Raw genomic sequence first — 26,114 nt, 5'->3', positions numbered from 1 at the left:
GAGAGTACAGCTATGTATCACCTTCGAGTACCGCAAACGGAAGAAGAATTAGACGCTTATTACCATTTCCGCTGGGAAATGCTGCGCAAGCCCCTGCATCAACCTAAAGGCTCTGAACGCGACGCCTGGGACGCGATGGCGCACCACCAGATGGTGGTTGATGAAGAGGGCAACCTCGTTGCCGTGGGACGTCTGTATATCAATGCCGACAACGAAGCTTCAATCCGCTTTATGGCCGTTCATCCCTCCGTGCAGGACAAAGGCCTTGGAACGCTGATGGCTATGACGCTGGAATCCGTTGCCCGTCAGGAAGGGGTCAAGCGTGTCACCTGTAGCGCCCGCGAAGATGCCGTTGAGTTCTTTGCCAAGCTTGGTTTCGTGAATCAGGGGGAAATCACCGCCCCGCAAACTACGCCGATTCGTCACTTTTTGATGATCAAACCCATCGCCACGCTGGACGATATTCTCCATCGCGCCGACTGGTGCGGGCAGCTCCAGCAGGCGTGGTATCAGCACATTCCGCTCAGTGAAAAAATGGGTGTGCGTATTCAGCAATATACCGGGCAAAAATTTATTACCACCATGCCGGAAACCGGCAACCAGAACCCGCACCATACCCTGTTTGCCGGCAGCCTGTTTTCACTCGCCACGCTCACCGGCTGGGGACTGATCTGGCTGATGCTGCGCGAACGTCATCTCGGCGGCACCATTATTCTGGCCGATGCCCATATCCGCTACAGCGCCCCGATCAGCGGCAAGCCGAGCGCGGTTGCTGACTTGGGCGCACTGGGCGGCGATCTCGACCGTCTGGCGCGTGGACGTAAAGCACGCGTACAGATGCAGGTGGAGCTGTTCGGCGATGAAACGCCAGGCGCGGTGTTTGAAGGCACCTATATCGTTCTGCCAGCGAAGCCGTATGGCGCGTATGAAGAGGGCGGGAACGAGGAGGAGTAGTCTCCTTTTCACTCTCGCCCGGCATGGTTAATGCGCCAGGCAATATCTCGCATAACGTCTCGCGCTGACTGGCTAATTCCACCCAACTGGAAGAAGCCGTGTATTACACCCCGCCATCGTTGAGCGGTACACTTCACGCCTTGCTCCGTGAGGCGCTGATAAAGCGCCTCGCCTTCGTCGCGTAACGGATCATACTCCGCGGTAACAATATGGACCTTCGGCAGACCGCTAAAGTCGTTGCGCCACAGTGGGCTGACTTCAGGATGTTGACGGTCGGCTCCAGCCAGATACATTTCATAGCCGCTCAAAAGGGTATCGCGAGTAATCACGTAATCCATGCCATTGAGGGCATAGCTTTCAAAACTGGCCGTAGCGTCGAGCATGGGGTAGATAAGAATGAGCTGCGCGGGATCCCAGAGACCTTTGGCCTTAAGCCGCAATGACGTTACCAGCGCAAGATGACCTCCCGCACTGTCTCCACAAAGTGTAATCCGGTTTTTATCCACACCTAATTGTTCTGCATTTTGCCAGACAAGATCTGCCGCTCTCTCTGCATCGTCATGCGCAGCGGGGAAAGTATGCTCGGGTGCGAGTCTGTACTGAACCGCAATGACCCGGCAGTTACCGTAAAACGCCAGTTGGCGAAGCTGATTATCATGGGTTTCAAACCCACCGCTGACAAAACAACCGCCATGATAGTAGAGGGCACAAGATAACGTTTCAGGGGCATTGAAAGGCGAAAATACCCGAAAGGTCATATCCTCAAGAACAAGCGTTTCAACCTGGACACGCGTTTCTGTTTCCCCGGCTAGCGCTGTGCTGGCGACATATCCGCTTCTCCGGTCATCAATACTCTGCTTTCGCGAGGAAGGTCGTCCTGCGGCAATAAACTCCTGTACCAGCTTATCAATACCCTTTTCCAGTGCCATGATTACGTCCTTTTACTGTGTTTTTATACAGTTTATAGCCTGGTTTACAGCAGATGAAAACAGAGAAATGTTGAGAGGTGCATATTGTGGAAAGCGGCTCGCAAAATCGATCATTCCCTAAAAAACGTCCTTTAACCCTAAATTGATAAAGAGTATTTTGCCTGAAAATTAACCAAAGATGATATACTAAGGTGATATATGAGCGTTTTGGCGGAACTTGATATGGGCAGAATACTTATCGATTTGTCTGATGACGTGATTCAACGTTTGGATAATCTCAAGCAATTGCGAAATCAGCCACGTGCTGAACTGCTTCGGGAAGCGATAGAGCTGTATCTCGACCAGCAGAGTTCTTCTGTTATCCGAAATGCGCTTGGTCTGTGGGGAGACAGAAAAGAGGACGGGCTTGAGTATGAACGCAAGCTGCGTGAGGAGTGGTAATCATGGAGCACATGGCAGTGTTTGATACCAATATTCTCATTGATCTCTTCAACAACCGTGTTGAAGCTGCGGATGCGATTGAGCATACCGCGTCGCATCGTGCCATCAGCTTAATTACCTGGATGGAAGTAATGGTGGGCGCTCGCAGGCATGGTCATGAAGCGAAAACGGCAGCCGTTATGGGCGCTTTTGAAATTATTGATGTGTCTCGGGATATTGCGGAAAGAAGCGTTTTACTACGTGAGAAGCATGGAATGAAACTGCCTGATGCTATCATTCTGGCCACAGCGCAGAGCAGAAAATGTCCGTTGATTTCTCGCAACACGAAAGATTTTGCGGGTATTGACGAGGTCCTTACGCCTTACCAGGTGTAGGCCGGGCAAGCTCGCGCCGCCCGGCACTCTCACAGGAGATTACTCCCCTTCACCCGGGAACAGGAACGGGTTGATCGAGCTGCGGGCAAAGCCCTCCTGCTCCATCTTCGCGTCCAGAATCAGCGAGGCGAGATCGTCGGCCACGGCTTCGACTTTCGGGTCTTTTTCCTGATACAGAATCTTCAGGTAGGTCCCGCAGTCGCCGCAGCTCTCCGCTTTCACCGCCGCGTCTTCATTTTCCAGCGACCAGTAGTTCAGATCGCGGGTCTGTTCGCAGTTGCTGCACTTGATGCGCACCACGTGCCACTCGGTTTCACACAGGTTGCAGTGCAGGTAGCGCAGCCCCTGAGTGGTGCCGATTTGCACCATGCTGGAGACCGGCATTGAACCACACACCGGGCAGAACTGGCGCGCTTCGCCGTATTCGGCGCGGGCTTTACCTGGAATCAGGCTCGCCATTTGCGCCCAGTAGAGCGACAGCGCAGCCCAGATGAACGGCGCTTTATCGCTGCTCACCAGTGAGAAGTCGGAAGCAAACAGCGCGCTCGCCATCTCTTCCAGCTCCTGATCGGAGGCTTTTTCCAGGTTCTCAATGACTGCCAGCGCCGTGCCGCTCATCTCGGGCTTCAGCTCGGCGATCAGGGAATGCAGCAGCTTATGCCAGTGCTTGTCGCGCGGCAGGACGTGAATATCCAGCGGCGGTTTGCCCTGCTCGTTGGCTTCTTTGATGCGTGCGGTCAGGTCCATTTGCAGCGGATGGTCGTACAGCACCACTTCCTGCGCATGGGCGACCAGCGCGGCAAAACGCAGAAAATCGCCCAGCGGGTTGTTCTCTGCTAGCTCGCGCAGACGCTCTGCGCGGCGGTTGTAGAGGTTCTTGAGTCTGGGGAATAACAACGGCGGAATATACTCCGCCGTACGTTTCTCGCTCGACCCCAGCTCATCTTGCGGGATTATGCGAATACTCATTCAGATGACTTTTCCTGTTTCTGGCGGACTTCTCGGTACCAGCGCGGGTGATGTTTCTTCGCCCACGTTTTGGTGACCCAGCCTTCCACCATCGCGGTAATGGTGCCTTTCACCCAGAGGGCGGCGTAAATATGCACCATGATAACCACAATTAACGCCACTGCGGCAAATGAATGCAGCATCAGCGCGAATCGGATCACCGGGATTGAGAAAGCAGGCGCAAAGTACGGACGCCAGATGATCACGCCGCTCACCAGCAACAGGACCAGGAAGATAATCGCCGCCCAGAATACGCATTTCTGGCCGAAGTTATAACGCCCGGTATCACCCACTTCCTCGTTGACGACGATCTTACGAATATTCTTCGCCCAAAAGATATCATCCCGATTGATTAGGTTATGGTGCCAGTAGCGGAAAAACATGATGATGAACGAGGCAAACATCACCACACCCACGAACGGGTGAAGGATGCGCGCCAGCTGCGGCGTGCCCAGTATCTGCATCAGCCAGTTGAAGGACGGGAAGAAGAACCCCAGCCCGCTTATCGCCGCCAGCATGAAGCAGAAGGCGGTGACCCAGTGGTTGATGCGTTCCGGCGCGGTGTAGCGCACGATGGTGTCACGTTTTCTCATTTGCGCACCTCGTCTTTCTCTTCATGCAGGTTGTCGTCTTCCTCTTCCGCACGGTTCGGACCAACGCCGACGTAGTGGAAGATGCTCGCTGCGAAGGTGGCCGCAAAACCGACCGCGGCCAGCGGTTTCCAGATACCTTTCCAGAACTTCACGGTCGCGCTGATTTCCGGGTTCTCCGGCAGGCCGTGATACAGGTTCGGCTTGTCGGCGTGGTGCAGCACGTACATCACGTGCGTACCGCCAACCCCGGCCGGATCGTACAGGCCCGCGTTATCGTAACCACGAGTTTTCAGCTCGCCCACGCGCTCTGCCGCCAGCGTTTTCATATCCTCTTTGGAGCCAAAGTGGATAGCGCCAGTTGGACAGGTCTTCACGCACGCTGGCTCCTGGCCGACATTTACGCGGTCAACGCACAGCGTACATTTGTAGACGCGGTTGTCTTCCGGGTTCAGGCGCGGCACGTCAAACGGACAACCCGCGATGCAATAGCCGCAGCCAATACACTGCTCGGACTGGAAGTCGACGATGCCGTTGGCATACTGAATGATAGCCCCTTCTGACGGACACGCCTTCAGGCAGCCCGGATCCGCACAGTGCATACAGCCATCTTTGCGGATAAGCCATTCCAGTTTGTCGTTCTGCTCCACTTCCGAGAAACGCATTACCGTCCAGGACTTGGCGGTCAGGTCCGCCGGGTTGTCGTACACCCCGACGTTGTGACCCACTTCGTCACGGATGTCGTTCCACTCTGAACAGGCCACCTGACAGGCTTTACAGCCGATACAGGTGGTCACGTCGATAAGCTTCGCCACTTCCTGCTGGTGGTCCCGCGCCTGAGGCGCGGGCGTGAAACCGTTAGTCGCGGAACGACGGATAATGTCTTGAGATTGATAAGCCATAAGTCGTCTCCGTTACACCTTTTCCACGTTCACGAGGAAGGCCTTAAACTCCGGCGTCTGCGTGTTCGCATCACCGACGAACGGCGTCAGGGTGTTCGCAATGAACCCTTTCTTCGCCACGCCCTCATAACCCCAGTGAATTGGGATGCCGATGGTATCCACCTGCTGACCGTGAACGTTCAGCGTGCGAATACGCTTGGTCACCACCGCCTTGGCTTTGATGTAGCCGCGGTTAGAGGAGACCTTCACGGTATCGCCATGGGCAATGCCGAGTTTGTTCGCCAGCTTCTCGCCGATCTCCACAAACTGCTCCGGCTGCGCGATGGCATTCAGCAGCGCGTGCTTGGTCCAGTAGTGGAAGTGCTCGGTCAGACGGTAAGTGGTGCCGACATAAGGGAACTTGTCCTTTTTACCCAGCGCTTCAAAATCGCCTTTGAAGATGCGGGCTGCCGGGTTAGAGACCACGTTCGGGTGCAGCGGGTTAGTACCCAGCGGCGTCTCAAACGGCTCGTAGTGTTCCGGGAACGGACCTTCCGCCATCTTATCGATAGCAAACAGGCGCCCCATCCCTTCAGGCTGCATGATAAACGGCCCGACATCGCTGCCCGGTGCGGCAGTGCTGTAGTCCGGAATATCCACGCCGCCCCATTTCGCGCCGTCCCACTTCAGTAGCTGACGCTTCGGATCCCACGGGTTGCCTTGCGGGTCAGCTGAGGCGCGGTTATAGAGGATGCGGCGGTTAAGCGGCCATGCCCATGCCCAGCCCAGCGTATTGCCGAGGCCCGACGGGTCGGCGTTATCGCGGTTGGCCATCTGGTTGCCTTTTGGCGTCCAGCTACCGGCAAAGATCCAGCAGCCGCTGGAGGTCGTACCGTCATCGCGCAGGTGCGCAAAGGTGCTGAGCTGATCGCCTTTCTTCGCCAGCACCGCACCGGTCGCCGGGTCGATAACGTCCGCCAGCGCCTTACCGTTGCTCTCCATCGCCACTTCTTCCGGAGACGGATTCTCTGGCGTCGAGTAGTTCCAGGTCATGTTCAGCACCGGCTCAGGCGTTGCGCCGCCTTCAGCCGCGTACATTTTACGCAGACGTAAGAAGATACCGGCCAGGATCTCGCCGTCGTTCAAGGCGATGCCCGGGGCATCCGCGCCTTTCCAGTGCCACTGCAACCAGCGGCCGGAGTTGACGATAGACCCGTTCTCTTCCGCGAAGCAGGTAGACGGCAGACGGAACACTTCGGTCTGAATCTTCGACGGATCGACATCGTTCGACTCACCGTGGTTCTGCCAGAACGTCGACGTTTCGGTATTGAGCGGGTCAATCGTCACCAGGAACTTCAGCTTCGACAGAGACTCGACAACCTTGTTCTTGTTCGGGAACGACGCCACCGGGTTAAAGCCCTGGCAGATATAGCCGTTGACCTGGCCCTGGTGCATCATTTCGAAGTACTGAAGTACGTCGTAACCTTTGTCCCACTTCGGCAGCCAGTCAAAGCCCCAGCTGTTTTCCGCCGTCGCCTTGTCGCCGTAGAAGGCTTTCATCAGCGAGACGAAGAACTTCGGATAGTTGCCCCAGTAGTTCACCTGGCCTTCGAGCAGCGGTTTTGGCGTGCTGGCCGTCAGGTAGGTTTGCAGATCGGTCTGTTTCTCGCTCGGCAGGTTCATGTAACCCGTCAGGCTCTGAGACAGCAGGCCGAGGTCGGTCAGACCCTGAATGTTAGAGTGACCGCGCAGGGCGTTCACGCCGCCGCCTGCCATCCCCATGTTGCCGAGGAGCAGCTGAACCATCGCCATGGTGCGGATGTTCTGCGCGCCGATGGAGTGCTGCGTCCAGCCGAGCGCATACAGGAACGACGCGGTTTTATCTTTCGCGCTGGTTTCCGCTATCAGCTCGCACACCTTCAGGAAGTCCGCCTTCGGCGTCCCACAGATGTTTTCGACAACCTCCGGCGTATAGCGGGACACGTGCTCTTTCAGCAGGTTCCACACGCAGCGCGGGTGTTGCAGGGTGGTGTCGCGCTTCGCAAAGCCGTTTTCGTCCAGCTCGTAGTTCCAGCTGGTTTTGTCGTATTTGCGTTTTTCGGCGTCATAACCGCTGAACAGGCCATCTTCGAAGTGGTAATCCTCACGCACGATCAGGCTGGCGTTGGTATAGGCTTCGGTGTACTCGCGGTTATATTTTTCGTTGGTCATCAGGTACAGCAATACGCCTGACAGGAAAGTGATGTCAGTACCTGAACGAATAGGGGTGTAGAAATCCGCCACTGACGCTGTACGCGTAAAGCGGGGATCGATCACAATCAGCTTCGCGCCGTTGTGGATTTTGGCTTCCATCGCCCAGCGGAACCCGACAGGGTGCGCTTCAGCGGCGTTACCGCCCATCACCACAATGAGGTTGGCGTTTTTGATGTCGACCCAGTGGTTGGTCATCGCACCGCGACCAAATGTTGGAGCAAGACTTGCTACCGTTGGTCCGTGTCAGACACGCGCCTGGTTGTCGACCGCGAGCATACCGAGTGCGCGCGTAAATTTCTGGGTTAAATAGCCGGTTTCGTTACTGGACGCAGAAGCACACAGCATGCCGGTGGAGAGCCAGCGGTTAACGGTGGTGCCTTCGGTATTCTTCGCGATAAAGTTGGCATCGCGGTCTTCTTTCATCAACTTAGCGATGCGATCGAACGCTTCCTCCCAGCTGATTTGCTGCCATTTGTCAGAGCCGGGAGCGCGATACTCAGGAAACTTCAGGCGGCTTTCGGAGTGGATAAAATCTACCAGACCGGCCCCTTTCGGACACAGCGCACCACGGTTGACCGGGTGATCCGGATCGCCTTCGATGTGGAAAATGGATGCTTTGGCGTTTTTCGCACCGTCGCCGAGGCTATACATTAACAGCCCACAGCCGACGGAGCAGTACGTACAGGTGTTACGGGTTTCGCGGGTGCGCAGCAGTTTATACTGCCGTGTTTCCGCCAGCGCTACACCGGGCGCAAAGCCCAGTGCCGCCGCCGTGGTGCCTGCCATACCGCCAGCGCAGATCTTAAAGAACTGCCTTCTGCTGACCTGCATGGGTCACTCCTTGGTTCATTACGACATTGCTATGTAGTTTTACTTTGCGGTTGAGAATTAACCGCAAAGGAGAAAAATTTGCATTAATCCCTCATTTCTCCGAGGGATAAGCCCAGAATACCACAATGTCGGTACGCCTGTTCTAACGGGGTTAAAACAAAGTGAACGTATTATCACGGCATTGATTATAAAATGTGATATCAATCACATTTTATCCTGTGCATGTTAAAGAGGTGTAGCAGCTGATCGGTTGCACCCCTCCGTATTGAGTAGGAGAATGGTTGCTGAAAAGTTGATCCATACTATGCGTAAGGCCTGCCGTTTGTGTTGCAATAGCAGGCTCACTTCCGTGGTTGTTCAGGAATACCGTTGTGTCTAAACAAAACCGTGCTGCCCACGTGTCGCCACTGCCTGCGGGCATTGTGGAACTGTCGGTACACAGACCGCCTCACATTTCACATGCCACGCCGGATTTTCTGGCGGAAGAGGTCCCCGTTGCCCTGGTTTACAACGGGATTTCGCATGTGGTGATGATGGCTTCGCCGAAAGATCTGGAACTGTTCGCCATAGGTTTTTCCCTCTCGGAAGGCATCATTGCGCATCCGCAGGAGATCTACGGTATGGATGTGGTTCAGGCCTGTAATGGCCTTGAAGTACAAATCGAACTCTCCAGTCGTCGCTTTATGGGGCTGAAAGAGCGCCGCCGGGCGCTGGCCGGACGCACCGGCTGCGGCGTGTGTGGCGTTGAACAGCTTAACGATATCGGTAAGCCCGTCGCGCCGCTGCCGTTTACCCAGACCTTCAACCTCGGTAACCTCGACAAAGCCCTGGAGCACCTCAATGATGTCCAGCCCATAGGTCAGCTGAGCGGCTGTACACATGCTGCGGCGTGGTTGCTCCCGTCGGGCGAGATCGTCGGAGGTCATGAAGATGTGGGCCGCCATGTGGCGCTGGATAAGCTGCTGGGCCGTCGCGCGCGTGAAGATGCCGTCTGGCAGCAAGGGGCCGCGCTCGTTTCCAGCCGCGCCAGCTATGAAATGGTGCAGAAAGCGGCCATGTGCGGCGTGGAGATCCTGTTTGCGGTGTCGGCTGCGACAACGCTGGCGGTCGAAGTGGCAGAGCGCTGCAACCTGACGCTGGTGGGGTTCTGCAAGCCGGGCAGGGCGACAATTTACACCCATCCGCAGCGATTGATTATTAATCAGTAATTTTGAATGAGTATAGCAAAACCTTCCGCTTTTAGTTGTTCATGATGAGGGCTAGTATTTGTCTCATCAAGGCACGGTGCCTTATCTAAACAACTTAACGAAAAGGTTTATCTCATGAAAAGCATCAAAACTTTTGTCGCTTTAATCGCTCTGGCTACTTCTTTCGGTTCTTTCGCTGCGCAGACTGTGACTGCATCCGCCTCTACGCTGGATGGTGCAGAAGCTAAAATCGCCGCACAGGCTCAGGAAGCGGGCGCGTCATCCTACAAAATTACCCAGGCATTCACCGGTAACCGCGTACACATGACCGCTGAACTGAACAAATAAGTCATATAGCCGCTGTCCCTTGCTTTTCGGAGCAGGGACAGGTTTCATTCTTCTTCCTTCTGCTTAATTTTCTTTTGACTCCTCCCAAAACAGTCATATCCTCCTGGATAAACCTTATTAACTAAATAAAATAAGTAATAATCCGCTTTTTAATGTGACTTTTGTTTAAAAAACAACAATCCCATAAGTATATTAAATAAATGGTCTGGCCAGTTGATTCCTTGTATTTATTCAATGAATGTTTTTGGCGGTTGCATTCGGTTATTTTAAGTTTCATATATAAAATATTTATTATTGATCTTGAGATTTAAGGAATTCCTCAGGCTCTAATCCTAAAACGTTTTGGGGTTATTGATCTGAGCTATCTGTAATGCTACTTTCTAAAACAATGTTTAGTAGTACCCCCCTTAGGCCAAATATTAATTATTTGGCATATTTTGTATTTCACTTTTATAAGGAAATTAAATGAACGCGATGTTTAAAAAAGGAATGCTGGCGTCCGCGCTGGCTGTCGTGGCGTCCTCTGCTCTGGCAGCTTCCAGTGTTGATATTCAGGTGACGGGTAAAATCGTCCCCTCTTCCTGTACGCCTACATTTATTAGCGGTGGTGGTATTGCCGATTATGGCACGATAAGTGCGTCTTCACTGAATTCCACTTCGGCTACACCATTGGCGGATGTTAAAATTATTCCTGTTTCCATTACCTGTGAAGAGGCCACCCGCATTGCAGTAACGTTTAATGATGCCCATGCAGACTCAGGACCAACTCAAGTTTTGCCGACCAGTTTTATTGATACGGAATTTGGGAGAGAGGCGTACCAAACCGCCGGGCTGGGTATGTACAATGGTAAGAAAATTGGTGCCTACTCATTAGGGATTCAGCTTACGAAAGGCGCTGTCACGAACGACGCAGGCGATGAACTGTATCCTACTGCATCGCGCGATAACGGAACAACGTGGGCAACAACAGGCGGACAGCGCTATTTAAAAGTAAACACAGACAAAAGCGAATTATATTCCTTCAGTGACACATTGGGCGGCACGCCTGTCGCACAAACCAAGGTTAACTTTAATGTGGGTGTCGCCGCGATGATTAACCCAACCGATGATTTAAATATCACGGATGAAGCCACCCTGGACGGCTTAACCAACGTTGAGCTGGTTTATCTGTAATCGCACCCGCGCATCATGAAATATCTGACACCCCACTCCGGCGGGGTGTCATTACCAATATTAATGGACTAATATTATGCTGCTTTTAAAGAGAACGCTGATCTGTGCCTGCCTGCTGGCCTCATTCAACGGTATGGCTGCCGGGATGGTGCCGGATACCTCGCTGCTTATTGTCAATGAAGACAAGCAGGGGGCCAGCATGGATGTTAAAAACACGGATGCTGAAGCACAGCTGCTGTACACCAAAATTATTGATCTCCCGGACGACCCCAAGCCGGGCCTGTTTGCCACGCAGCCGGTTGTGCGCGTAGATGCGGGTAAAACCCAGCGCGTGCGTTTTGTGCTGAAAAACAATAATGAGCCGCTGAAGGTGGAACATTTTAAGCGTGTCATTTTTACCGCTATCCCACAGCGTGAAAAAAATAAAGTTAAAGTGGTGTTTAGCCAGAACCTTCCCGTCATTATTCACCCGGCTGGCCTGGCGGTAAATATTGAACCCTGGAAGGCACTCACCTGGCAGATAAAAAATGGCAATGTCACGGTTGAGAATAATACGCCTTATGTCGTCCGACTGGAGCAAAAGGTGAAATTAATGGCCTCGGGTACGATCGCGACATTAGCTAAGACTTACATTCTTCCTGGCGAAAAAATGATGGCCAGCGCCCCAGCCAAAATATCAGTATCCGAAAAACAAATCGAAATCTATCCGGCAACGCGTTATGGCTATAAGGCAGGGAATTATATCGCCGACCTTCAGCAATAAAATCACTTAACAAACATGGAGTAGTTATGTTAAACGGTTCCTGTAAAAAGGGAATGCTCGTGTTTTGCCTTAGCGTGCTGGCATTTAATATTCGGGCTGAGATTTCCTCTAATGCGAATGAATCTCTGGAACTGGCGCGAGCCATATTTGACAGCGATGCTTTAAAAAATAACGGGCTTGATCCGGCCATTGCGGATTACTATTCCCTCACTCCCCGTTTTACCCCTGGCTACCATAATGTGACGGTTAATATTAACGGTAAGCCGCGCAATATTATGCCGGTGAAATTTGATGAGGAAGGAACGCCCTGTATTGATAAAGCGTTTCTGGAAAACGCGGGCCTGATTAAACAGACGAAAAGAGGCACCTGCCCGAAGATTTATCACTACTGGTCCGGATCAACGATTCAGACTTCGCCGGATATTGATGAAATATCGGTTGTTGTACCGCCTGAAGCGATCGACCCTGATTATGGCCGACAGTTCGCCGAGGTGCGTGGCGGACGTGCAGCCATGCTGAATTACTCCATGTTTGGCACCCATAATCACTATGATGATGAGAACGCTGACCGTTTCCAGTCGACCTTTGAAATGGGCTTTAATGCCGGAGACTGGATTGTGCGCAGCACGCAGTTCATTAGCGACGGCAGCGATCAGGATTTTGAGGTTGACTCCCTCTACACCTATGCCCAGCGTACCTTTACCGATTATGGCGTGATGGTGCAGGGTGGCCAGATTAATATCGCCAACAGCCGCTTCAGTATTCCGGGAATTTACGGGGTCCAGATGATGCCGGATACCGCACTCACTCCTCAGGTGGGGACGGGCGTCGAAGTCAGCGGTATTGCCCGTAATCCGCAGGCGCGCGTCGATATCCGCCAGGGCGGACAGCTTATTTACTCAACGCTGGTTCCTGCCGGTCCGTTCAACCTGGATGACGTGCCGCTGGCGAACCTCAACACCGACCTGAACGTAACGGTCACCGAGACTGACGGCAGCGAAAACCGATTCACTGTCTCGGCAAGTACGTTCCGCAGCAATCATATAGGCCGTGCCCCGGGCTTTACGCTGGCTATGGGCCGCGTTGAAGACATGGACTCACGCTTTGAAAATCCGTGGGTGGTGTCCGCCAACAACGGCTGGTCTGTCAATAAGCGTGTCAATTTCCTGGCCGGTATGGTGATGGCGGATAACCACTATTATGGCTTCTCCGGCAACCTCGATACCATACCGATGCAGAACCTGTATGCCTCGTTGGGTTTTCTGGCGTCAATAGACAACCAGACGCAAACTGACGGCAACAAAACGACGCTGGATCTGGGTTACTCCCTGCCGTGGGGCATTGGGCTTTCGCTGGGCGGTAGCTATGGCACACCGGACTATCGCGAGATGGCGGAACTTTACGGCGACGATGACGATATGTCGCAAACCAAATACGACACCAGCGTCGGTATCAACTGGTCGAGTACCACGCTGGGCCGCTTTTCCCTCAGCTATTATCGCAACGAGAGCTGGAACAGCGACTATGACAGTCGCCGGTTTATATCGTCGTGGTCACAGACTTTTAAATACTTCAACGTGAGCGTGAACTGGGAGTCGGATGTCAGCCGGCACGACAGCAGCGACAACGATCAGTTTTACGTAAACGTGTCGATCCCGCTGGGACGCTCAGGCGTGACAACCAGCTCCTGGTATCGCGAGAGCGAAGGTAAGCGTTCTTACGGCACGCGGGCGATGGGCTCGCTCAACGCTGAGAACCAGTACACGGTGGGGGTCACTCAGGACCAGGAAGAGAACACCACCAGCTGGGACAGCTCGCTGAACAGTAATCTGCATTACACCAACCTGGCGCTGGCGGCAGGAGGAGATAACGACAGCAATACCAACTACTCAGCAGCATTAAGCGGCGGGATTGTCGCCCACAGCGACGGGGTGACCTTCTCGCCTTACCGCGTGACCGATACGTACGCCATTGCCAGACTGGATAAACCGGTGGCTGGCATCGAGATAGGTACCCCGCGCGGCGCGGTATGGACCGATAAATGGGGCCAGGCGATTATTCCTGCGCTGTCGCCGTTCCGTGAAAGCACGATTGAGATCAACACGGAAAGCCTGCCAGGCAATCTGGACGTAAGAAATGGCAGAACAGCGATCAAAGCGTCTCACGGCGCTGTGGCGAAGTGGGAGTTTGCGACGTTAAGCCAGCGCCGCGTGCTGCTCAGTATACGCCGTGCGGACGGTACGCCGCTGCCGGAAGGTGTCTCGATTGTGGACGCGGCAGGGGAGTATGTGACGAGTGCGCCAGAAGACGGCGTGATCTTCCTGAACGATATCTCTGCCAGCCAGCAGCTGTATGCGAAGCTGGATGAAGGGCGTTGCAGGCTGACGTACACCCTGCCGGAGGCAGAACCGAATAAATTCTATGAAGAGGTGACAGGGAAATGTCTCTGAATAACGTTCGTCAATACGCGCTGATGCTTATGCTGCTCTGCGGCGCAGCGGGACTTTCGGGAATGGCGCAGGCCGATGACGGCGCCTGTGAAATGATGTCGGCGGTGAAGAAAGTCGATTACGGGCGCTACCGTAAAGAGGATATGCGGCAAACGTCCGCTGAACATATTGGCAAAGTGTACAACGGTTATGCTTCTGTGATGCGTGAAGTTCAGGTTTCGGTGCTGTGTCCGGATGTGCGCAAAATGCGCATCTCCGTAGACGGGATTGCCCGACAGAACCTGGCGTATCGTTTTACGGACAGCGGCGCGATGAAAATCGAATTCAAAGATGGGCGGGTGGACGGGAACCCCGTGCAGCTGGCCGCGGTCGATATTGGCGCGGTAGCCGTTCAGGGAGGCGCTTCTCAGGTGACGCTGAAGCCGGAAAAAGCGCTGGCGGCGGTAAACGGTACAGAAGTGGCGGGCGAGCAGTTTGTCGCCACCATGATGATCACGACCTATCTCTCTGACAAGGCGTTTAGCGTTACTAACACCACGGATTTTGAAGAAACGCTGACGCTTAACGTCGATACGCTTCCTGCGCATTAACCCCTCAGATGCCCGGCAGCGCTGTTCTGTCGGGCATTTTTCTTAGTGGATCCCCGCCAGACGCAGCAGCGCCGTCACCACCGCCGCCGCGACGATCACCACAATTAACGGCATTTTGCGCCAGGCCAGAAACACCGCGAACCCCACCCCCAGTACGCGCGCCATCCCGGCAAAATGGTCCCCTTCATAAAACGTTGTTGCCAGCGCGACGGAGAACAACAAAACGGTTGCCGCGTCTGAAAGCAGCGCCTGCGACCGTTCAGAAAGCGCCAGCCGGCTACCGAGTTTCGCCCCGCCGAGACGCATCAGATAGGTTCCGGCAGAAAGAATGGCGATGCCGAGAATAAAAACCGTCATGTTTTCCATTATTTTTTCCTCGCGGCAAGGCCGAGCAAAGAGAGCAGCACCGGCAGGCCAACCGGCGCAAACGGTACGGCGGCCAGCGACAACACTGCGCCGCTACAGGCGCGGATCAGCGTGGTACGGTTTTTAAATGCCGGCACCACTAACGCCAGCAGGATCGCCGGGAACACCGCGTCCAGCCCGATGGTTTCCGGATCTGGCAGCAGCTTGCCGACCATCGCGCCCAGCACCGCCCCCAGCGGCCAGATGATTGCCACGCCCAGGCCGCACAGCCAGTAGGCCGCTTTACGCTGCTCGGCGGTTTTTTGCGACAGGCCGAACACCACACTTTCATCATTCATGATATGACAGCCCAGAAAGCTCAGGCCGCGCTTGCCCACCAGTTCACGCACTGTAACGCCGAACGGCACATGGCGCGCGTTAACCAGTAAACCGGCCGCTGCCGCTGCCAGCGGATTGCCGCCGCTCGCCACGATACCGATAAACATAAACTCGGATGCGCCTGCCAGCACCGTGAGGGAGAGGACAAACGGCACCCACAGCGGGAAACCGTAGGCCATCGCCAGTGAGCCATAAGACATGCCGACCACGCCCACCGCGAGGCAGACCAGGACGATCGCTTTTATCGTGTCGCCTTTCAGGCAAGAGAGGTGATTCTTCATACCATTTTAGCCATATCGAACGTATTTCCATTATAATGAACGCATCAGAAACGTTTTACAAGACGAACGATTCGTTCGTTATAGAGAGAAAGAGGCCGTTATTATGACGCAGCCAATCAGCGTGATCGCCAAAAGCCTGGTGCGAGAACGCTTGCGAACCGGGCTCTCACTGGCGGAAATTGCCCGCCGTGCCGGGATCGCCAAATCCACGCTTTCTCAACTGGAGTCTGGCAACGGCAATCCTAGCCTGGAAACGCTGTGGTCGCTTTGCGTGGCGCTGGATATTCCGTTTGCCCGGTTACTGGAGCCGCAGCAACCCGTCACGCAGGTGATCCGCCGCGGCGAGGGCACAAAAGTCGTCGCCGGGCAGGCGAACTACGAGGCGATTTTGCTCGCGGCGTGTCCGCCTGGCGCGCGTCGTGATATCTATCTGCTGCTGACTCAGCCGGGGGCAGACCGTATTTCCCAGCCCCATCCGCCTGGTTCGGTTGAGCATATTATCGTGACCCAGGGGCGGGCGATGGTCGGTCTGATCGACGCGGCGGAAGAGCTCGGCCCGGGAGATTACATTTGCTACCCCGCTGACCAGCCGCATATCTTTAAGGCGCTGGAGCCAGATACGCACGCGCTGCTGGTGGCGGAACAAAACTAACAAAGATACGGAAAATCATGTCGCTTAAAGCCATTGCCAAAGAACTGGGGCTGTCTGTTACCACCGTCAGCCGCGCCCTCAACGGGTATGACGACGTTTCTGCTGAGACGCGCGCCCGCGTGGAAGCGGAGGCCCAGCGCCGTGGCTATCGACCAAATACCTTTGCCCGTCGCCTGAAGATGGGCAAAATCGACGCCGTAGGGCTGGTGTTTCCGGTGCATCCTGTTCCGCTCAATAACAGCGTTTTTATGGACATGGTCGGCGAAATTAGCCACGAACTGGCGCGACATGAGATTGACCTGCTGCTCATCGCTGACGACGATCTGGCGGACAAACACAGCTATATGCGCATGGTGCAGAGCCGACGCGTGGATGCGCTGATTGTGGCGCATACGCTGGATCACGATCCGCGTCTTGAGCAGCTACAGGCCGCCGGGTTCCCGTTCCTGGCGCTCGGCCGCAGCCAGCTCCCGCAGCCGTACGCGTGGTTCGATTTCGACAACTATGCCGGCACATATCAGGCCACCCGCTGGCTGATCGAGAAAGGCCATCAGCGCATTGCGCTGCTGGGCGAAAGCAACAACCAGGCATTCATCACCCAGCGCCGCCAGGGCTACCTGGACGCGCTGCGGGAAGCCGGACTTTCCAGCGAATGGCTGCGCGCCATGCCCCCTTCGCGTCGCGTGGGGTATGCCACCACGCAAGAACTTCTCTCCCTGCCGCAGCCGCCCACGGCCATCATTACTGACTGCAACACCCACGGCGACGGCGCAGCGATGGCCCTGGCGCAGATGGGGCGCTTAACCGGTGAAAATGCCGTTTCGCTGGTGGTCTATGACGGCTTACCGCAGGACAGCATTGTCGATATCGACGTCGCGGCGGTGATCCAGTCTACCCGTCAGGGTGTCGGGAAACAGATTGCCGATATGGTGCGCCAGCTGATTAATGGCGACGACATTGACACCCTTCAGGTGCTCTGGCAGCCAGAATTCTCCCCAGGCCAGACGGCCTGATTACACCAAAAATTCCAAACCCGATCACAGATCCGAAACGTTTTGGTTTGTATCCGAAACGTTTCGGGTCAACACTCAGGACATCCCGATGACAGGAGATGTCTGATGCAAGATTCCATTTTTCGACTTGAAAGCAATACGGTTGACTTGGTGGTAAAAACCCACCCGTTCGCCGAAATTCTCTACTGGGGGGCACACCTTCAGCACTTTTCGCCGCAGGATGTGCTGAGTATTGCGCGCCCGGTTGCTAATGGCAGGCTGGACGTCGACTCCCCCGTCACGCTGATGGCAGAGCTGGGGCATGGGCTGTTTGGCTCGCCGGGCATCGAGGGGCACCGCCAGGGGCTGGACGGATCGCCGGTATTTAAAACCACGCAGGTGCAGCAGGCGTTAAACGCCCTGACAATCACTGCTGAAGACGAGCATGCAGGCCTGCGTCTGACCAGTGAAATAACGCTGGATGCCAGCGGCGTACTGGTGGTGCGTCATGGGTTAACCAACCTGAAAACGCAGGCGTGGCAGGTGGATCGCTTTGCCGTGACGCTGCCGGTGGCCGAACGCGCGCAGGAGGTGATGGCCTTCCACGGACGCTGGATCAGGGAGTTTCAGCCGCACCGCGTGATGCTTGAACATGACAGCTTTGTGATTGAAAACCGTCGGGGTAAAACCTCCCATGAACATTTCCCGGCGCTGATTTCAGGTACGCCGTCATTCAGTGAAATGCACGGCAACGTCTGGGGTATACATCTGGGCTGGAGTGGTAACCACCGCCTGCGCGCAGAGGCGAAAACCGATGGCCGCCGCTATATGCAGGCCGAAGCGCTCTACCTGCCGGGTGAAATGGCGATTGAAGAGGGGGAAACGCTCTGGACGCCGCGCCTGTATGCCAGCCACTCCCCGCACGGGCTGAATGGCATGAGCCAGCAGTTCCACCGCTACCTGCGCGATAACATTATCCGCTTCCCGGAAGATAAACCGCGCCCGGTGCACCTCAACACCTGGGAGGGGATCTACTTCAACCACGATCCGGACTACATCATGCGCATGGCCGACGAGGCCGCAGCGCTGGGCGTGGAGCGCTTTATCATTGACGACGGCTGGTTCAAAGGCCGCAACGACGACCACGCCGCGCTGGGCGACTGGTATCTGGACGAGAAAAAATACCCGAACGGCCTAAAGCCGGTAATCGATCACGTTAAACAGCTCAGCATGGAGTTTGGTATCTGGGTTGAGCCGGAGATGATTAACCCCGATTCCGATCTGTATCGCGCGCACCCTGACTGGGTGCTGGCGCTGCCGGGCTACGCCCAGGCGACCGGGCGACATCAGCTGGTGCTCAATCTCAATATTCCGCAGGCCTTTGAATATCTGGTCGAACGCATGAGCTGGCTGCTGGGCGAACACGCGGTCGACTACGTGAAATGGGATATGAACCGCGAGCTGGTGCAGCCGGGACACAAGGGTAAAGCCGCCGCCGACGCGCAGACCCGCCAGTTTTATCGCCTGCTGGACGTGCTGGGCGAGCGCTTCCCGCACATTGAGTTTGAATCCTGCTCCTCCGGCGGCGGGCGAATCGATTACGAAGTGCTGACCCGCTGCCACCGCTTCTGGGCGTCCGACAACAACGACGCGCTGGAGCGCAACACTATCCAGCGCGGCATGAGCTACTTCTTCCCGCCGGAGGTGATGGGCGCGCATATCGGTCACCATAAATGTCACGCCACCTTCCGCCAGCACAGCATTCAGTTCCGCGGGCTAACGGCGCTGTTTGGTCACATGGGGCTGGAGCTGGATCCGCTCACCGTCGATGCGCAGGAGCGTGAAGGCTATCGCCATTACGCCGCGCTGCACAAGCGGTGGCGAGAGGTCATTCATCACGGCACCCAGTGGCGCGTGGATATGCCGGACGCCACCACCCTGGCGCAGGGTATAGTGAGCGAAGATAAGACGCAGGGGCTGTTTTTGGTCAGCCAGCTCGCGATGCCGGATTACACCCTGATGATGCCGCTGCGCATGCCGGGGTTAGACGCCAGCGCGCTGTACCGCATCACGCTGCTCGATCACCCGAACATCCAGATTACGGGCGAGGGCGGGCACACCATGCGTAAGCTGCCGGCGTGGATGAACGCGCCGCAAACGGTAAGCGGTGAGTGGCTGATGCAGGCGGGTATTGCGCTGCCGATTCTGGATCCGGAAACCGCCATTCTGATTGGTGTGGAACGCGTGTAAGGGTGACGGGCCGGGCAACCGGCCCTCCGTTGAGGATAAAAATAATGAACACAACAACCTGTACCCACAAAGACAACCCTAATTTCTGGATCTTCGGGCTGTTCTTCTTTCTCTACTTCTTCATCATGGCCACCTGCTTTCCGTTCCTGCCGATCTGGCTGTCGGACATCATCGGCCTGAACAAAACCCATACCGGGATTGTTTTCTCCTGCATCTCGCTGTCGGCCATTGCCTTCCAGCCGGTGCTGGGGGTCATTTCGGACAAGCTGGGGCTGAAAAAACACCTGCTTTGGATCATCTCGGTGCTGCTGTTCCTGTTCGCGCCGTTCTTCCTGTACGTCTTCGCCCCGCTGCTGAAAACCAATATCTGGCTGGGGGCGCTGAGCGGTGGGTTGTATATCGGCTTTGTCTTCTCAGCGGGGTCGGGGGCGATTGAGGCCTATATTGAGCGCGTAAGCCGCAACAGCTTTTTTGAGTACGGCAAGGCGCGTATGTTCGGCTGTCTCGGCTGGGGGCTGTGCGCCTCAACGGGCGGCATCCTGTTCGGCATCGATCCGTCGTACGTCTTCTGGATGGGGTCGGCCGCGGCGCTGTTGCTGATGCTGCTGCTGGTGGTCGCGAAACCGAAGCCTAACCAGACGGCGCAGGTGATGAACGCCCTGGGCGCGAATCAGCCGCAGATCACCGCTAAAACCGTTTTTACCCTGTTCCGCCAGCGCAGAATGTGGATGTTCATCCTGTACGTGATTGGCGTGGCCTGCGTGTATGACGTCTTCGACCAGCAGTTTGCCACCTTCTTCAAAACCTTCTTCGCCACGCCGCAGGAGGGGACCCGTGCCTTTGGTTTCGCCACCACGGCGGGGGAAATCTGTAACGCGATCATTATGTTCTGCTCGCCGTGGATCATTAACCGCATCGGCGCGAAAAACACGCTGCTGATTGCCGGGGTGATCATGGCGACGCGCATTATCGGCTCGTCGTTTGCCACCACTGCCGTGGAGGTGATTGCCCTGAAGATGCTGCACGCGCTGGAAGTCCCGTTCCTGCTGGTGGGGGCATTCAAGTACATCACCGGGGTGTTTGATACGCGCCTGTCGGCCACCATCTACCTGATTGGCTTCCAGTTTGCCAAACAGTCGGCGGCGATCTTCCTCTCCGCCTTTGCCGGAAATATGTATGACCGGGTCGGCTTCCAGGAGACGTATCTGATACTGGGCTGCTTCGTGCTGGCGATCACGGTGGTGTCGGCGTTTACGCTGAGTGGCAGGCGGGAGATTGCTGCCGCCTCGGGGGCAGCAGCGTTAACACATCAGTCCAGGTAAAACACCTCTTTCAGCGCCGAACTCACCGGGCTGTTATCCGGGTTCGACGGCATAACGTCACCCATATATTTCCACCAGCGCCGGCAGACATCGGTGTTTGCCACCGCGTTCCAGCGCTCTTCCGATTCAATCTCCACCGTCGCAAACAGTAGGTTGCGAGCTTTGTCGAGATAGATGGCGTAGTGGTGCGCGCCGTGGGCTTTCAGTACCGCCTCCAGCTCAGGCCAGATCGGGTTGTGGCGACGTGCGTACTCCTCGTGCGCGTCCGGGGTTACCTGCATCACAAACGCTTTGCGGATCATAAAGCCTCCAGGTACAGCTCGCGGACCTCTTCGCGGCTGGCGGTGCGCGGGTTGCACGGCGCGCACGGGTCGGCGAGGGCTTTATCCAGCCAGCCTTCAATATCGGCTTTGGTGACGCCGAGCTGGCTAAATCCGGACGGAATGCCGACCCGGGCGCTCAGGTCACGAATCGCCTGAATGGCTGACATGCTGGCCGCTTCATCGCTCATGCCGCGCGTGTCAACGCCCATCGCCTGCGCCACGCGGGCGAAACGTGCGACCGCGTTCGGGCGGTTAAAGTTTTCGATGATCGGCAGCAGAATGGCGTTGCACACGCCGTGTGGCAGGTTGTGCGTCGCGCCCGGCTGGTGCGCCAGGGCGTGCACCAGCCCCAGACCGGCGCTGTTAAACGCCATGCCCGCCAGATACTGACCAAAGGCCATCTGCTCGCGCGCTTCCAGGTTATGACCATCGTCAACCGCTTTCGGCAGCCAGAGGTTGATCAGGCGAATCGCCTCCAGCGCGTTAGCATCGGTCAGCGGGTGCGCGCCGACGGACACGTAGGCTTCAATCGCATGGGTCAAGGCATCCATGCCGGTTGCGGCGGTCACGGAGGCCGGAATATCAAGCATCACGCTGGCATCGTCCACGGCGATATCCGGGATGATGTTCGGGTCGATAATCACCTCTTTCACCTGCCGCGCGGAGTCAATGATCACCGCGTTGCTGGTCATCTCTGCTGCCGTGCCTGCGGTGGTGTTGATCGCCACCAGCGGCACGCCCGCGTTTTTCACCTTGCCGACGCCGGAGTAATCGGTTGACGGACCTGGGTTGGCGGTGAGGATTTTGATTGCCTTGGCGGTATCAATCGGGCTGCCGCCGCCAAAGGCAATCAGGTAATCACACTCCGCATCCTGATATGCCGCATAGCCTTTTTGCACCAGCGCTTCCGTCGGATTCGGGAATACCTCATCGAACAGGTGATACGACATCTGATGGGCGTCGAGCGCGGAAAACAAACTGTCGAGCAGGCCAAGTTTCACCAGCTGGCCGTCGGTGACAATCAGCGCTTTTCCCCACTGTTTGTTTGCCACCAGATTGACCATATCGCCGATCGCGCCCGCGCCGTGCAGGCTGATTTTGGGGAGTGCCAACATAAAGCTCATGATAATTCTCCTTAATTACTGTGATTTTTATGCCCGGCGGCGCTGCGCTTGCGCGGGCCTACGGTTAAGTAGGCCGGGTAAACGCAGTGCCACCCGGCTATGAGATCCGTCTTCGCTGCATCACCCGGCGGGTAATAATCGGCAGCGAAATCACCACGATCAGCATCGCGCCGATAATCACCGACATCACGATGCCGGGCACGTTGAGCAGGCTCAGGCCGAAGGTCACCAGCCCCATCAGGAAGGCGGCGATAATCACGCCCACCATGCTGCCGGACCCACCGAGAATATTGACGCCGCCGAGCACCGCCATCGTCACCACCGCCAGCTCCCAGCCCATCGCGATGGTCGGGCGGGTACTGCCCAGACGCGAGGTGAGTAGCACCGACGCCAGGCCGGACATCAGTCCTACCAGCGCAAACAGGATCAGGTTGTGGCGCTTCACGTTGATGCCGGAGTACCACGCGCCGGTCGGGTTGTTGCCGATGGCGTAGGTGCGGCGGCCAAAATTGGTGCGGTGCAGCACAAAGGCAAACAGAGCGGCCAGCACGATAAACAGCGCGAACTCAAACGACAGCGCACCCCAGACGTAGCCCTGGCCGAACCAGGCGAAGCTCTCCGGGTAGCTGTTCAGCGCCTGGTCCCCGAGCAGGATGTAGGTGATCCCGCGGTACAGGCTCATGGTGCCGATGGTGATGACGATGGACGACAGGTTAAAGCGCGTCACCAGAATACCGTTGAACAGCCCGCACAGTAGCCCGACGCCTAATCCCACGCACACCAGCAGCGGCGTATCGACGCCCGCTGCCGCGCAAAAGCCCATCACCGTGGAGCTGAGCGCGATGGTGGAGGCCACAGACAGGTCAATTTCCCGGGCGATAATCAGCATCGCCATCGGCAACACAATGATCGCTTTTTCCGTGAAGTTGAACGTCGCGTCGGAGAGGTTCCAGATATTGAGGAAGTAGGGCGAGGCGAGCGCGTTCACCACAAACACCGCCAGCGTCACTGCCAGCAGGAAGCCCTCCCAGCACAGCAGGCGCTGGAAGATGCCCGGCGCAGAAGTGGGTTTGAACTGTTCAGATGTCATCATTTTGCTCATGGTTTCACCGCCAGTTTCTGACGTGCCAGCGCCGCGTCGCGCAGGATCAGCCTGCCTTTGCGCTTGTTGCCGCGCTCGTTTAGCAGCACAGCGATGACAATGACCGAGCCGGAAATCGCCATCTGCCAGAACGGGGAGACGCCGATCACCGGCAGGGCGTTGTTGATGACGCCAAGGAACAGCGCCCCGAACAGACAGCCGAGCACGCGGCCGGTGCCGCCCATGGTGCTGATCCCGCCAATCACACAGGCTGCCACCACCTGCAATTCAAAACCGTTAGCGACGTCAACATACGCAACGGCAAAGCGTGATATCCACAGGTAGCCGCAGAACCCGGCCAGCAGACCGGAAAGGCAGAAGCTGATGAACTGCATTTTCCCGGCGTTGATCCCGGTGTAGTACGCTGCCGTGGCGTTCCCGCCGGCGGTGTAGAGCGCCCGTCCGGTGCGACTGTAGCGCAGGAAGTAGCCCACCAGCAGCAGTACGGCGATGGCGCACCAGCTCAGCACCGGCAGGCCCAGCACTGACGCACGCGGCAGGCCGAGGAAGTTTGCACCCATCTGGTTGGAGTTCACCCAGCCGCCGCCGGAGAGCAAAAAGATCATTCCGCGGTAGATGCTCATGGTACCGAGCGTGACCACAATCGCCGGAATGCCCAGTTTCCACACCAGCAGGCCGTTTATTGCGCCCATCAGCAGCCCAAGCGCGCTGGCGAGGATCAGCAGCGCCCAGACGGGCACGTCCGGGTAATGGAAATTAATCAGGGCGACAATCATCCCGGTCAGGGCCAGATTAGCCGCCATCGACAGGTCGATGCCTTTAGTGAGCAGCACCATCATCTGCCCGAGCGCGAGGACGATCAGAATGGCGGTGTCGTTAAACATCTCCACCAGGTTGCCCGGTGCGATAAACGATGGCACGCGGCTGCCAATGGCGACGACCATCAGGACAATCACCGCGCCAAGCAGCGCCTCGCGGTGTTTTAAGAGTGAGCTAAGCATTTATGCCGCCTCCTGTTTTGCACCGCTGGCGGCGCTGACGATGGTTTCCGCCGTCGCGTCTCCCGCCTGGTATTCGGCCACCATCAGCCCCTCGTGCATGACGATAATGCGATCCGCCATGCCCATCACTTCCGGCAGTTCGGACGAGACCATAATCACCGCCAGCCCCTGACTGACCAGCTCGGACATAAACTGATGCACGGCTGCCTTTGAGCCGATATCGATGCCTTTTGTTGGCTCATCGAGGATGATCACGTCAGGGTGCGTCGCCAGCCATTTGCCGATCACCACCTTTTGCTGGTTGCCGCCAGAGAGGGTCTCCACCGCCTGCTTCCAGCTGAAGGCTTTCACTTGCAGGCGTCTGGCGTATTCGTCTGCCAGCTTCCATTCGCGGTCGTCGTGCAGTACGCCGTTCGGATTGAGCCTGCTGAGCTGAGGCAGGCTGATGTTCTGGGCAATCGGCAGGGCGATAATCGCCCCCTGTTTCTGCCTTTCTTCCGGCACGCAGACGATACCGGCTTTGATCGCATCCGCAGGCTGGCGGAAGCGCCGGGGCTGTCCGTTGAGGATAATTTCCCCGGACGATGGCCGCGTGACGCCGGAAAGCGCCTGCATCAGCTCGGTACGCCCGGCACCCACCAGCCCGTAAAGCCGAGGATCTCCCCTTTACGCAGGGAGAACGAGATATGCGCAAACTCGGTCGGATGGCAGAGGTTTTTCACCTCCAGCACCGTCTCGCCTTTTTCGCAGTCGATTTTCGGGAAGGTTTGGGTAATGGCGCGCCCGACCATCATCGACACCATCCGCTCCTCGGTGATCTCATTTATTGCCCCTGCACCGACGAACACGCCGTCGCGCAAAATGGTGTAGTGATCGGCCAGCTCAAAAATCTCGTCGAACTTGTGGGAGATAAACAGGATGGCTTTTCCCTCCTGCTTTAAGCGCTCCACAATCTGGTAAAACTCGAGGATTTCATGCTGTGACAGCGCCGCCGTGGGTTCATCGAGGATCACCACCTGCGCCTCAAACGACAGCGCGCGGGCAATCGCCACCATGTGACGCTGGGCGATGCTCAGGGTTTTCAGCGTTGCGCGCGGGTCGATTTGCACCTCAAGGCGGGCGAGAATAGCCTGCGCCCGGCGGTGCATTTCCGGCCAGTCGAGCTTTTTCAGGAAGCCTTTGTGAAGGTACTGACCGACAAAGATATTTTCGGTGACCGAGAGTTCATCAAACAGCACGGTTTCCTGGTGAATGGCGGTGATGCCCATTTTATGCGCCGACTCCGGCGTCGGAAGGTGAACGGGGATCGCCTTGTAGAGAATTTCGCCCTCGTCGGGCTGGTATATGCCGGTCATCACTTTGACCAGCGTCGACTTGCCCGCGCCGTTTTCGCCGATAAGCGCCGTCACTTTGCCGGGCCACAGCGCAAGCTGCACGTTCTCAAGAGCACGCACGCCGGGGAACACCTTGGTGATGCCAGAAAGCTGTAGCAATGGGGTCATGATAGTTCTCCTGGACAGGGGAATTTGTAGGGCGGGTAAGCGGCAGCGC

24 protein-coding genes and 1 pseudogene are annotated in these 26,114 nt (G+C 56.5%); 13 read left to right on the top strand and 12 right to left on the bottom strand.

What is annotated here, in order from left to right:
- Positions 1 to 12: 12 nt before the first annotated feature.
- Positions 13 to 954: a fatty acid biosynthesis protein FabY gene (gene fabY / locus L379_RS23010; protein WP_015569910.1), complete on the top strand. Its 942-nt coding sequence runs from the start codon at positions 13 to 15 to the stop codon at positions 952 to 954.
- 8 nt (positions 955 to 962) lie between these two features.
- On the opposite strand, the gene L379_RS23015 is transcribed toward fabY, so the two are convergent.
- Complete coding sequence (locus tag L379_RS23015; protein ID WP_032652004.1) at positions 963 to 1,883, bottom strand: alpha/beta hydrolase; 921 nt, start codon at positions 1,881 to 1,883, stop codon at positions 963 to 965.
- A gap of 198 nt (positions 1,884 to 2,081) precedes the next feature.
- Between L379_RS23015 and L379_RS23020 the strand changes: the two genes are divergently transcribed.
- Together L379_RS23020 and L379_RS23025 are read left to right on the top strand one after the other, a co-directional pair.
- Positions 2,082 to 2,324: a ribbon-helix-helix domain-containing protein gene (locus L379_RS23020; RefSeq protein ID WP_015569912.1), complete on the top strand. Its 243-nt coding sequence runs from the start codon at positions 2,082 to 2,084 to the stop codon at positions 2,322 to 2,324.
- A gap of 2 nt (positions 2,325 to 2,326) precedes the next feature.
- Complete coding sequence (locus tag L379_RS23025; protein WP_077266491.1) at positions 2,327 to 2,698, top strand: type II toxin-antitoxin system VapC family toxin; 372 nt, start codon at positions 2,327 to 2,329, stop codon at positions 2,696 to 2,698.
- Positions 2,699 to 2,737: 39 nt separating this feature from the next.
- Here the strand turns inward: L379_RS23025 and fdhE are convergent, their stop codons facing one another.
- The 4 genes from fdhE to fdnG are packed head-to-tail and all read right to left on the bottom strand — an operon-like array spanning position 2,738 to position 8,261.
- Positions 2,738 to 3,667 (bottom strand): formate dehydrogenase accessory protein FdhE, encoded by a 930-nt coding sequence (gene fdhE, locus L379_RS23030; RefSeq protein ID WP_003861956.1) that lies wholly within the window; start codon positions 3,665 to 3,667, stop codon positions 2,738 to 2,740.
- On the bottom strand, positions 3,664 to 4,299 hold the full coding sequence (gene fdoI / locus L379_RS23035; protein WP_015569914.1) for a formate dehydrogenase cytochrome b556 subunit: 636 nt from the start codon (positions 4,297 to 4,299) through the stop codon (positions 3,664 to 3,666). The genes fdhE and fdoI overlap by 4 nt, the downstream gene beginning before the upstream one ends.
- Positions 4,296 to 5,198: a formate dehydrogenase subunit beta gene (fdxH, locus tag L379_RS23040; RefSeq protein ID WP_014072386.1), complete on the bottom strand. Its 903-nt coding sequence runs from the start codon at positions 5,196 to 5,198 to the stop codon at positions 4,296 to 4,298. The genes fdoI and fdxH overlap by 4 nt, the downstream gene beginning before the upstream one ends.
- A 12-nt stretch (positions 5,199 to 5,210) precedes the next feature.
- Positions 5,211 to 8,261, bottom strand: a complete 3,051-nt coding sequence (gene fdnG, locus L379_RS23045; protein ID WP_086626598.1) for a formate dehydrogenase-N subunit alpha — start codon at positions 8,259 to 8,261, stop codon at positions 5,211 to 5,213.
- A 371-nt stretch (positions 8,262 to 8,632) separates the two neighbouring features.
- Between fdnG and fdhD the strand changes: the two genes are divergently transcribed.
- The 6 genes from fdhD (at position 8,633) to L379_RS23080 (ending at position 14,772) form a co-directional block, all read left to right on the top strand.
- Entirely contained in the window at positions 8,633 to 9,469 is an 837-nt protein-coding gene (fdhD, locus tag L379_RS23055) for a formate dehydrogenase accessory sulfurtransferase FdhD (RefSeq protein WP_032652000.1), read from the top strand.
- A 114-nt stretch (positions 9,470 to 9,583) separates the two neighbouring features.
- Positions 9,584 to 9,796 carry a YdgH/BhsA/McbA family protein gene (locus L379_RS23060; RefSeq protein WP_032651998.1) on the top strand — a complete coding sequence of 71 codons (213 nt, stop codon included), beginning with the start codon at positions 9,584 to 9,586 and terminating at the stop codon, positions 9,794 to 9,796.
- A 465-nt stretch (positions 9,797 to 10,261) separates the two neighbouring features.
- Positions 10,262 to 10,969, top strand: a complete 708-nt coding sequence (locus L379_RS23065; RefSeq protein WP_032651996.1) for a DUF1120 domain-containing protein — start codon at positions 10,262 to 10,264, stop codon at positions 10,967 to 10,969.
- A 76-nt stretch (positions 10,970 to 11,045) separates the two neighbouring features.
- Complete coding sequence (locus L379_RS23070; RefSeq protein ID WP_032651994.1) at positions 11,046 to 11,732, top strand: fimbria/pilus chaperone family protein; 687 nt, start codon at positions 11,046 to 11,048, stop codon at positions 11,730 to 11,732.
- A gap of 26 nt (positions 11,733 to 11,758) precedes the next feature.
- Positions 11,759 to 14,182: a fimbrial biogenesis usher protein gene (locus tag L379_RS23075; RefSeq protein WP_032651991.1), complete on the top strand. Its 2,424-nt coding sequence runs from the start codon at positions 11,759 to 11,761 to the stop codon at positions 14,180 to 14,182.
- Positions 14,173 to 14,772, top strand: coding sequence for a DUF1120 domain-containing protein (locus L379_RS23080; RefSeq protein WP_032649890.1), 600 nt, complete (start codon positions 14,173 to 14,175; stop codon positions 14,770 to 14,772). The genes L379_RS23075 and L379_RS23080 overlap by 10 nt, the downstream gene beginning before the upstream one ends.
- Before the next feature lie 42 nt (positions 14,773 to 14,814).
- Here the strand turns inward: L379_RS23080 and L379_RS23085 are convergent, their stop codons facing one another.
- Positions 14,815 to 15,138 carry an AzlD domain-containing protein gene (locus L379_RS23085; protein ID WP_015569921.1) on the bottom strand — a complete coding sequence of 108 codons (324 nt, stop codon included), beginning with the start codon at positions 15,136 to 15,138 and terminating at the stop codon, positions 14,815 to 14,817.
- Positions 15,138 to 15,797, bottom strand: a complete 660-nt coding sequence (locus L379_RS23090) for an AzlC family ABC transporter permease (RefSeq protein ID WP_015569922.1) — start codon at positions 15,795 to 15,797, stop codon at positions 15,138 to 15,140. Before L379_RS23090 ends, L379_RS23085 begins: the two co-directional genes overlap by 1 nt.
- Before the next feature lie 103 nt (positions 15,798 to 15,900).
- On the opposite strand from L379_RS23090, the gene L379_RS23095 reads away from it, so the two are divergent.
- From L379_RS23095 to L379_RS23110, 4 genes are all read left to right on the top strand, one after another.
- Positions 15,901 to 16,449, top strand: coding sequence for a helix-turn-helix domain-containing protein (locus L379_RS23095; RefSeq protein WP_003861973.1), 549 nt, complete (start codon positions 15,901 to 15,903; stop codon positions 16,447 to 16,449).
- Positions 16,450 to 16,466: 17 nt separating this feature from the next.
- Positions 16,467 to 17,462: a LacI family DNA-binding transcriptional regulator gene (locus L379_RS23100; protein WP_003861974.1), complete on the top strand. Its 996-nt coding sequence runs from the start codon at positions 16,467 to 16,469 to the stop codon at positions 17,460 to 17,462.
- Positions 17,463 to 17,567: 105 nt separating this feature from the next.
- Entirely contained in the window at positions 17,568 to 19,691 is a 2,124-nt protein-coding gene (locus L379_RS23105) for an alpha-galactosidase (protein ID WP_023304647.1), read from the top strand.
- A 44-nt stretch (positions 19,692 to 19,735) separates the two neighbouring features.
- Entirely contained in the window at positions 19,736 to 21,013 is a 1,278-nt protein-coding gene (locus L379_RS23110) for an MFS transporter (RefSeq protein WP_015569924.1), read from the top strand.
- Here L379_RS23110 and rhaM read toward each other — a convergent pair.
- The 5 genes and pseudogenes from rhaM to L379_RS0123745 all read right to left on the bottom strand — a co-directional run bounded on the left by rhaM (position 21,001) and on the right by L379_RS0123745 (position 26,065).
- Entirely contained in the window at positions 21,001 to 21,315 is a 315-nt protein-coding gene (gene rhaM / locus L379_RS23115) for an L-rhamnose mutarotase (RefSeq protein ID WP_032651988.1), read from the bottom strand. The two genes, L379_RS23110 and rhaM, sit on opposite strands and share 13 nt — an antisense overlap.
- A complete protein-coding gene (gene fucO / locus L379_RS23120; protein ID WP_032651985.1) occupies positions 21,312 to 22,460 on the bottom strand; it encodes a lactaldehyde reductase in 1,149 nt (382 codons plus the stop codon). The genes rhaM and fucO overlap by 4 nt, the downstream gene beginning before the upstream one ends.
- Positions 22,461 to 22,557: 97 nt before the next feature.
- Positions 22,558 to 23,562, bottom strand: a complete 1,005-nt coding sequence (locus L379_RS23125) for an ABC transporter permease (protein WP_032651982.1) — start codon at positions 23,560 to 23,562, stop codon at positions 22,558 to 22,560.
- A complete protein-coding gene (locus L379_RS23130; protein ID WP_032651980.1) occupies positions 23,559 to 24,563 on the bottom strand; it encodes an ABC transporter permease in 1,005 nt (334 codons plus the stop codon). Before L379_RS23130 ends, L379_RS23125 begins: the two co-directional genes overlap by 4 nt.
- Positions 24,564 to 26,065, bottom strand: a pseudogene (locus L379_RS0123745) (sugar ABC transporter ATP-binding protein).
- Positions 26,066 to 26,114: the final 49 nt, after the last annotated feature.

This window comes from Enterobacter sp. MGH 33 (assembly GCF_000534535.1).
Taxonomy (GTDB): Bacteria; Pseudomonadota; Gammaproteobacteria; order Enterobacterales; family Enterobacteriaceae; genus Enterobacter; species Enterobacter hormaechei_C.
Note: the sequence above shows the minus strand (reverse complement) of the source record. Positions and strands in the feature narration are given on the sequence as shown.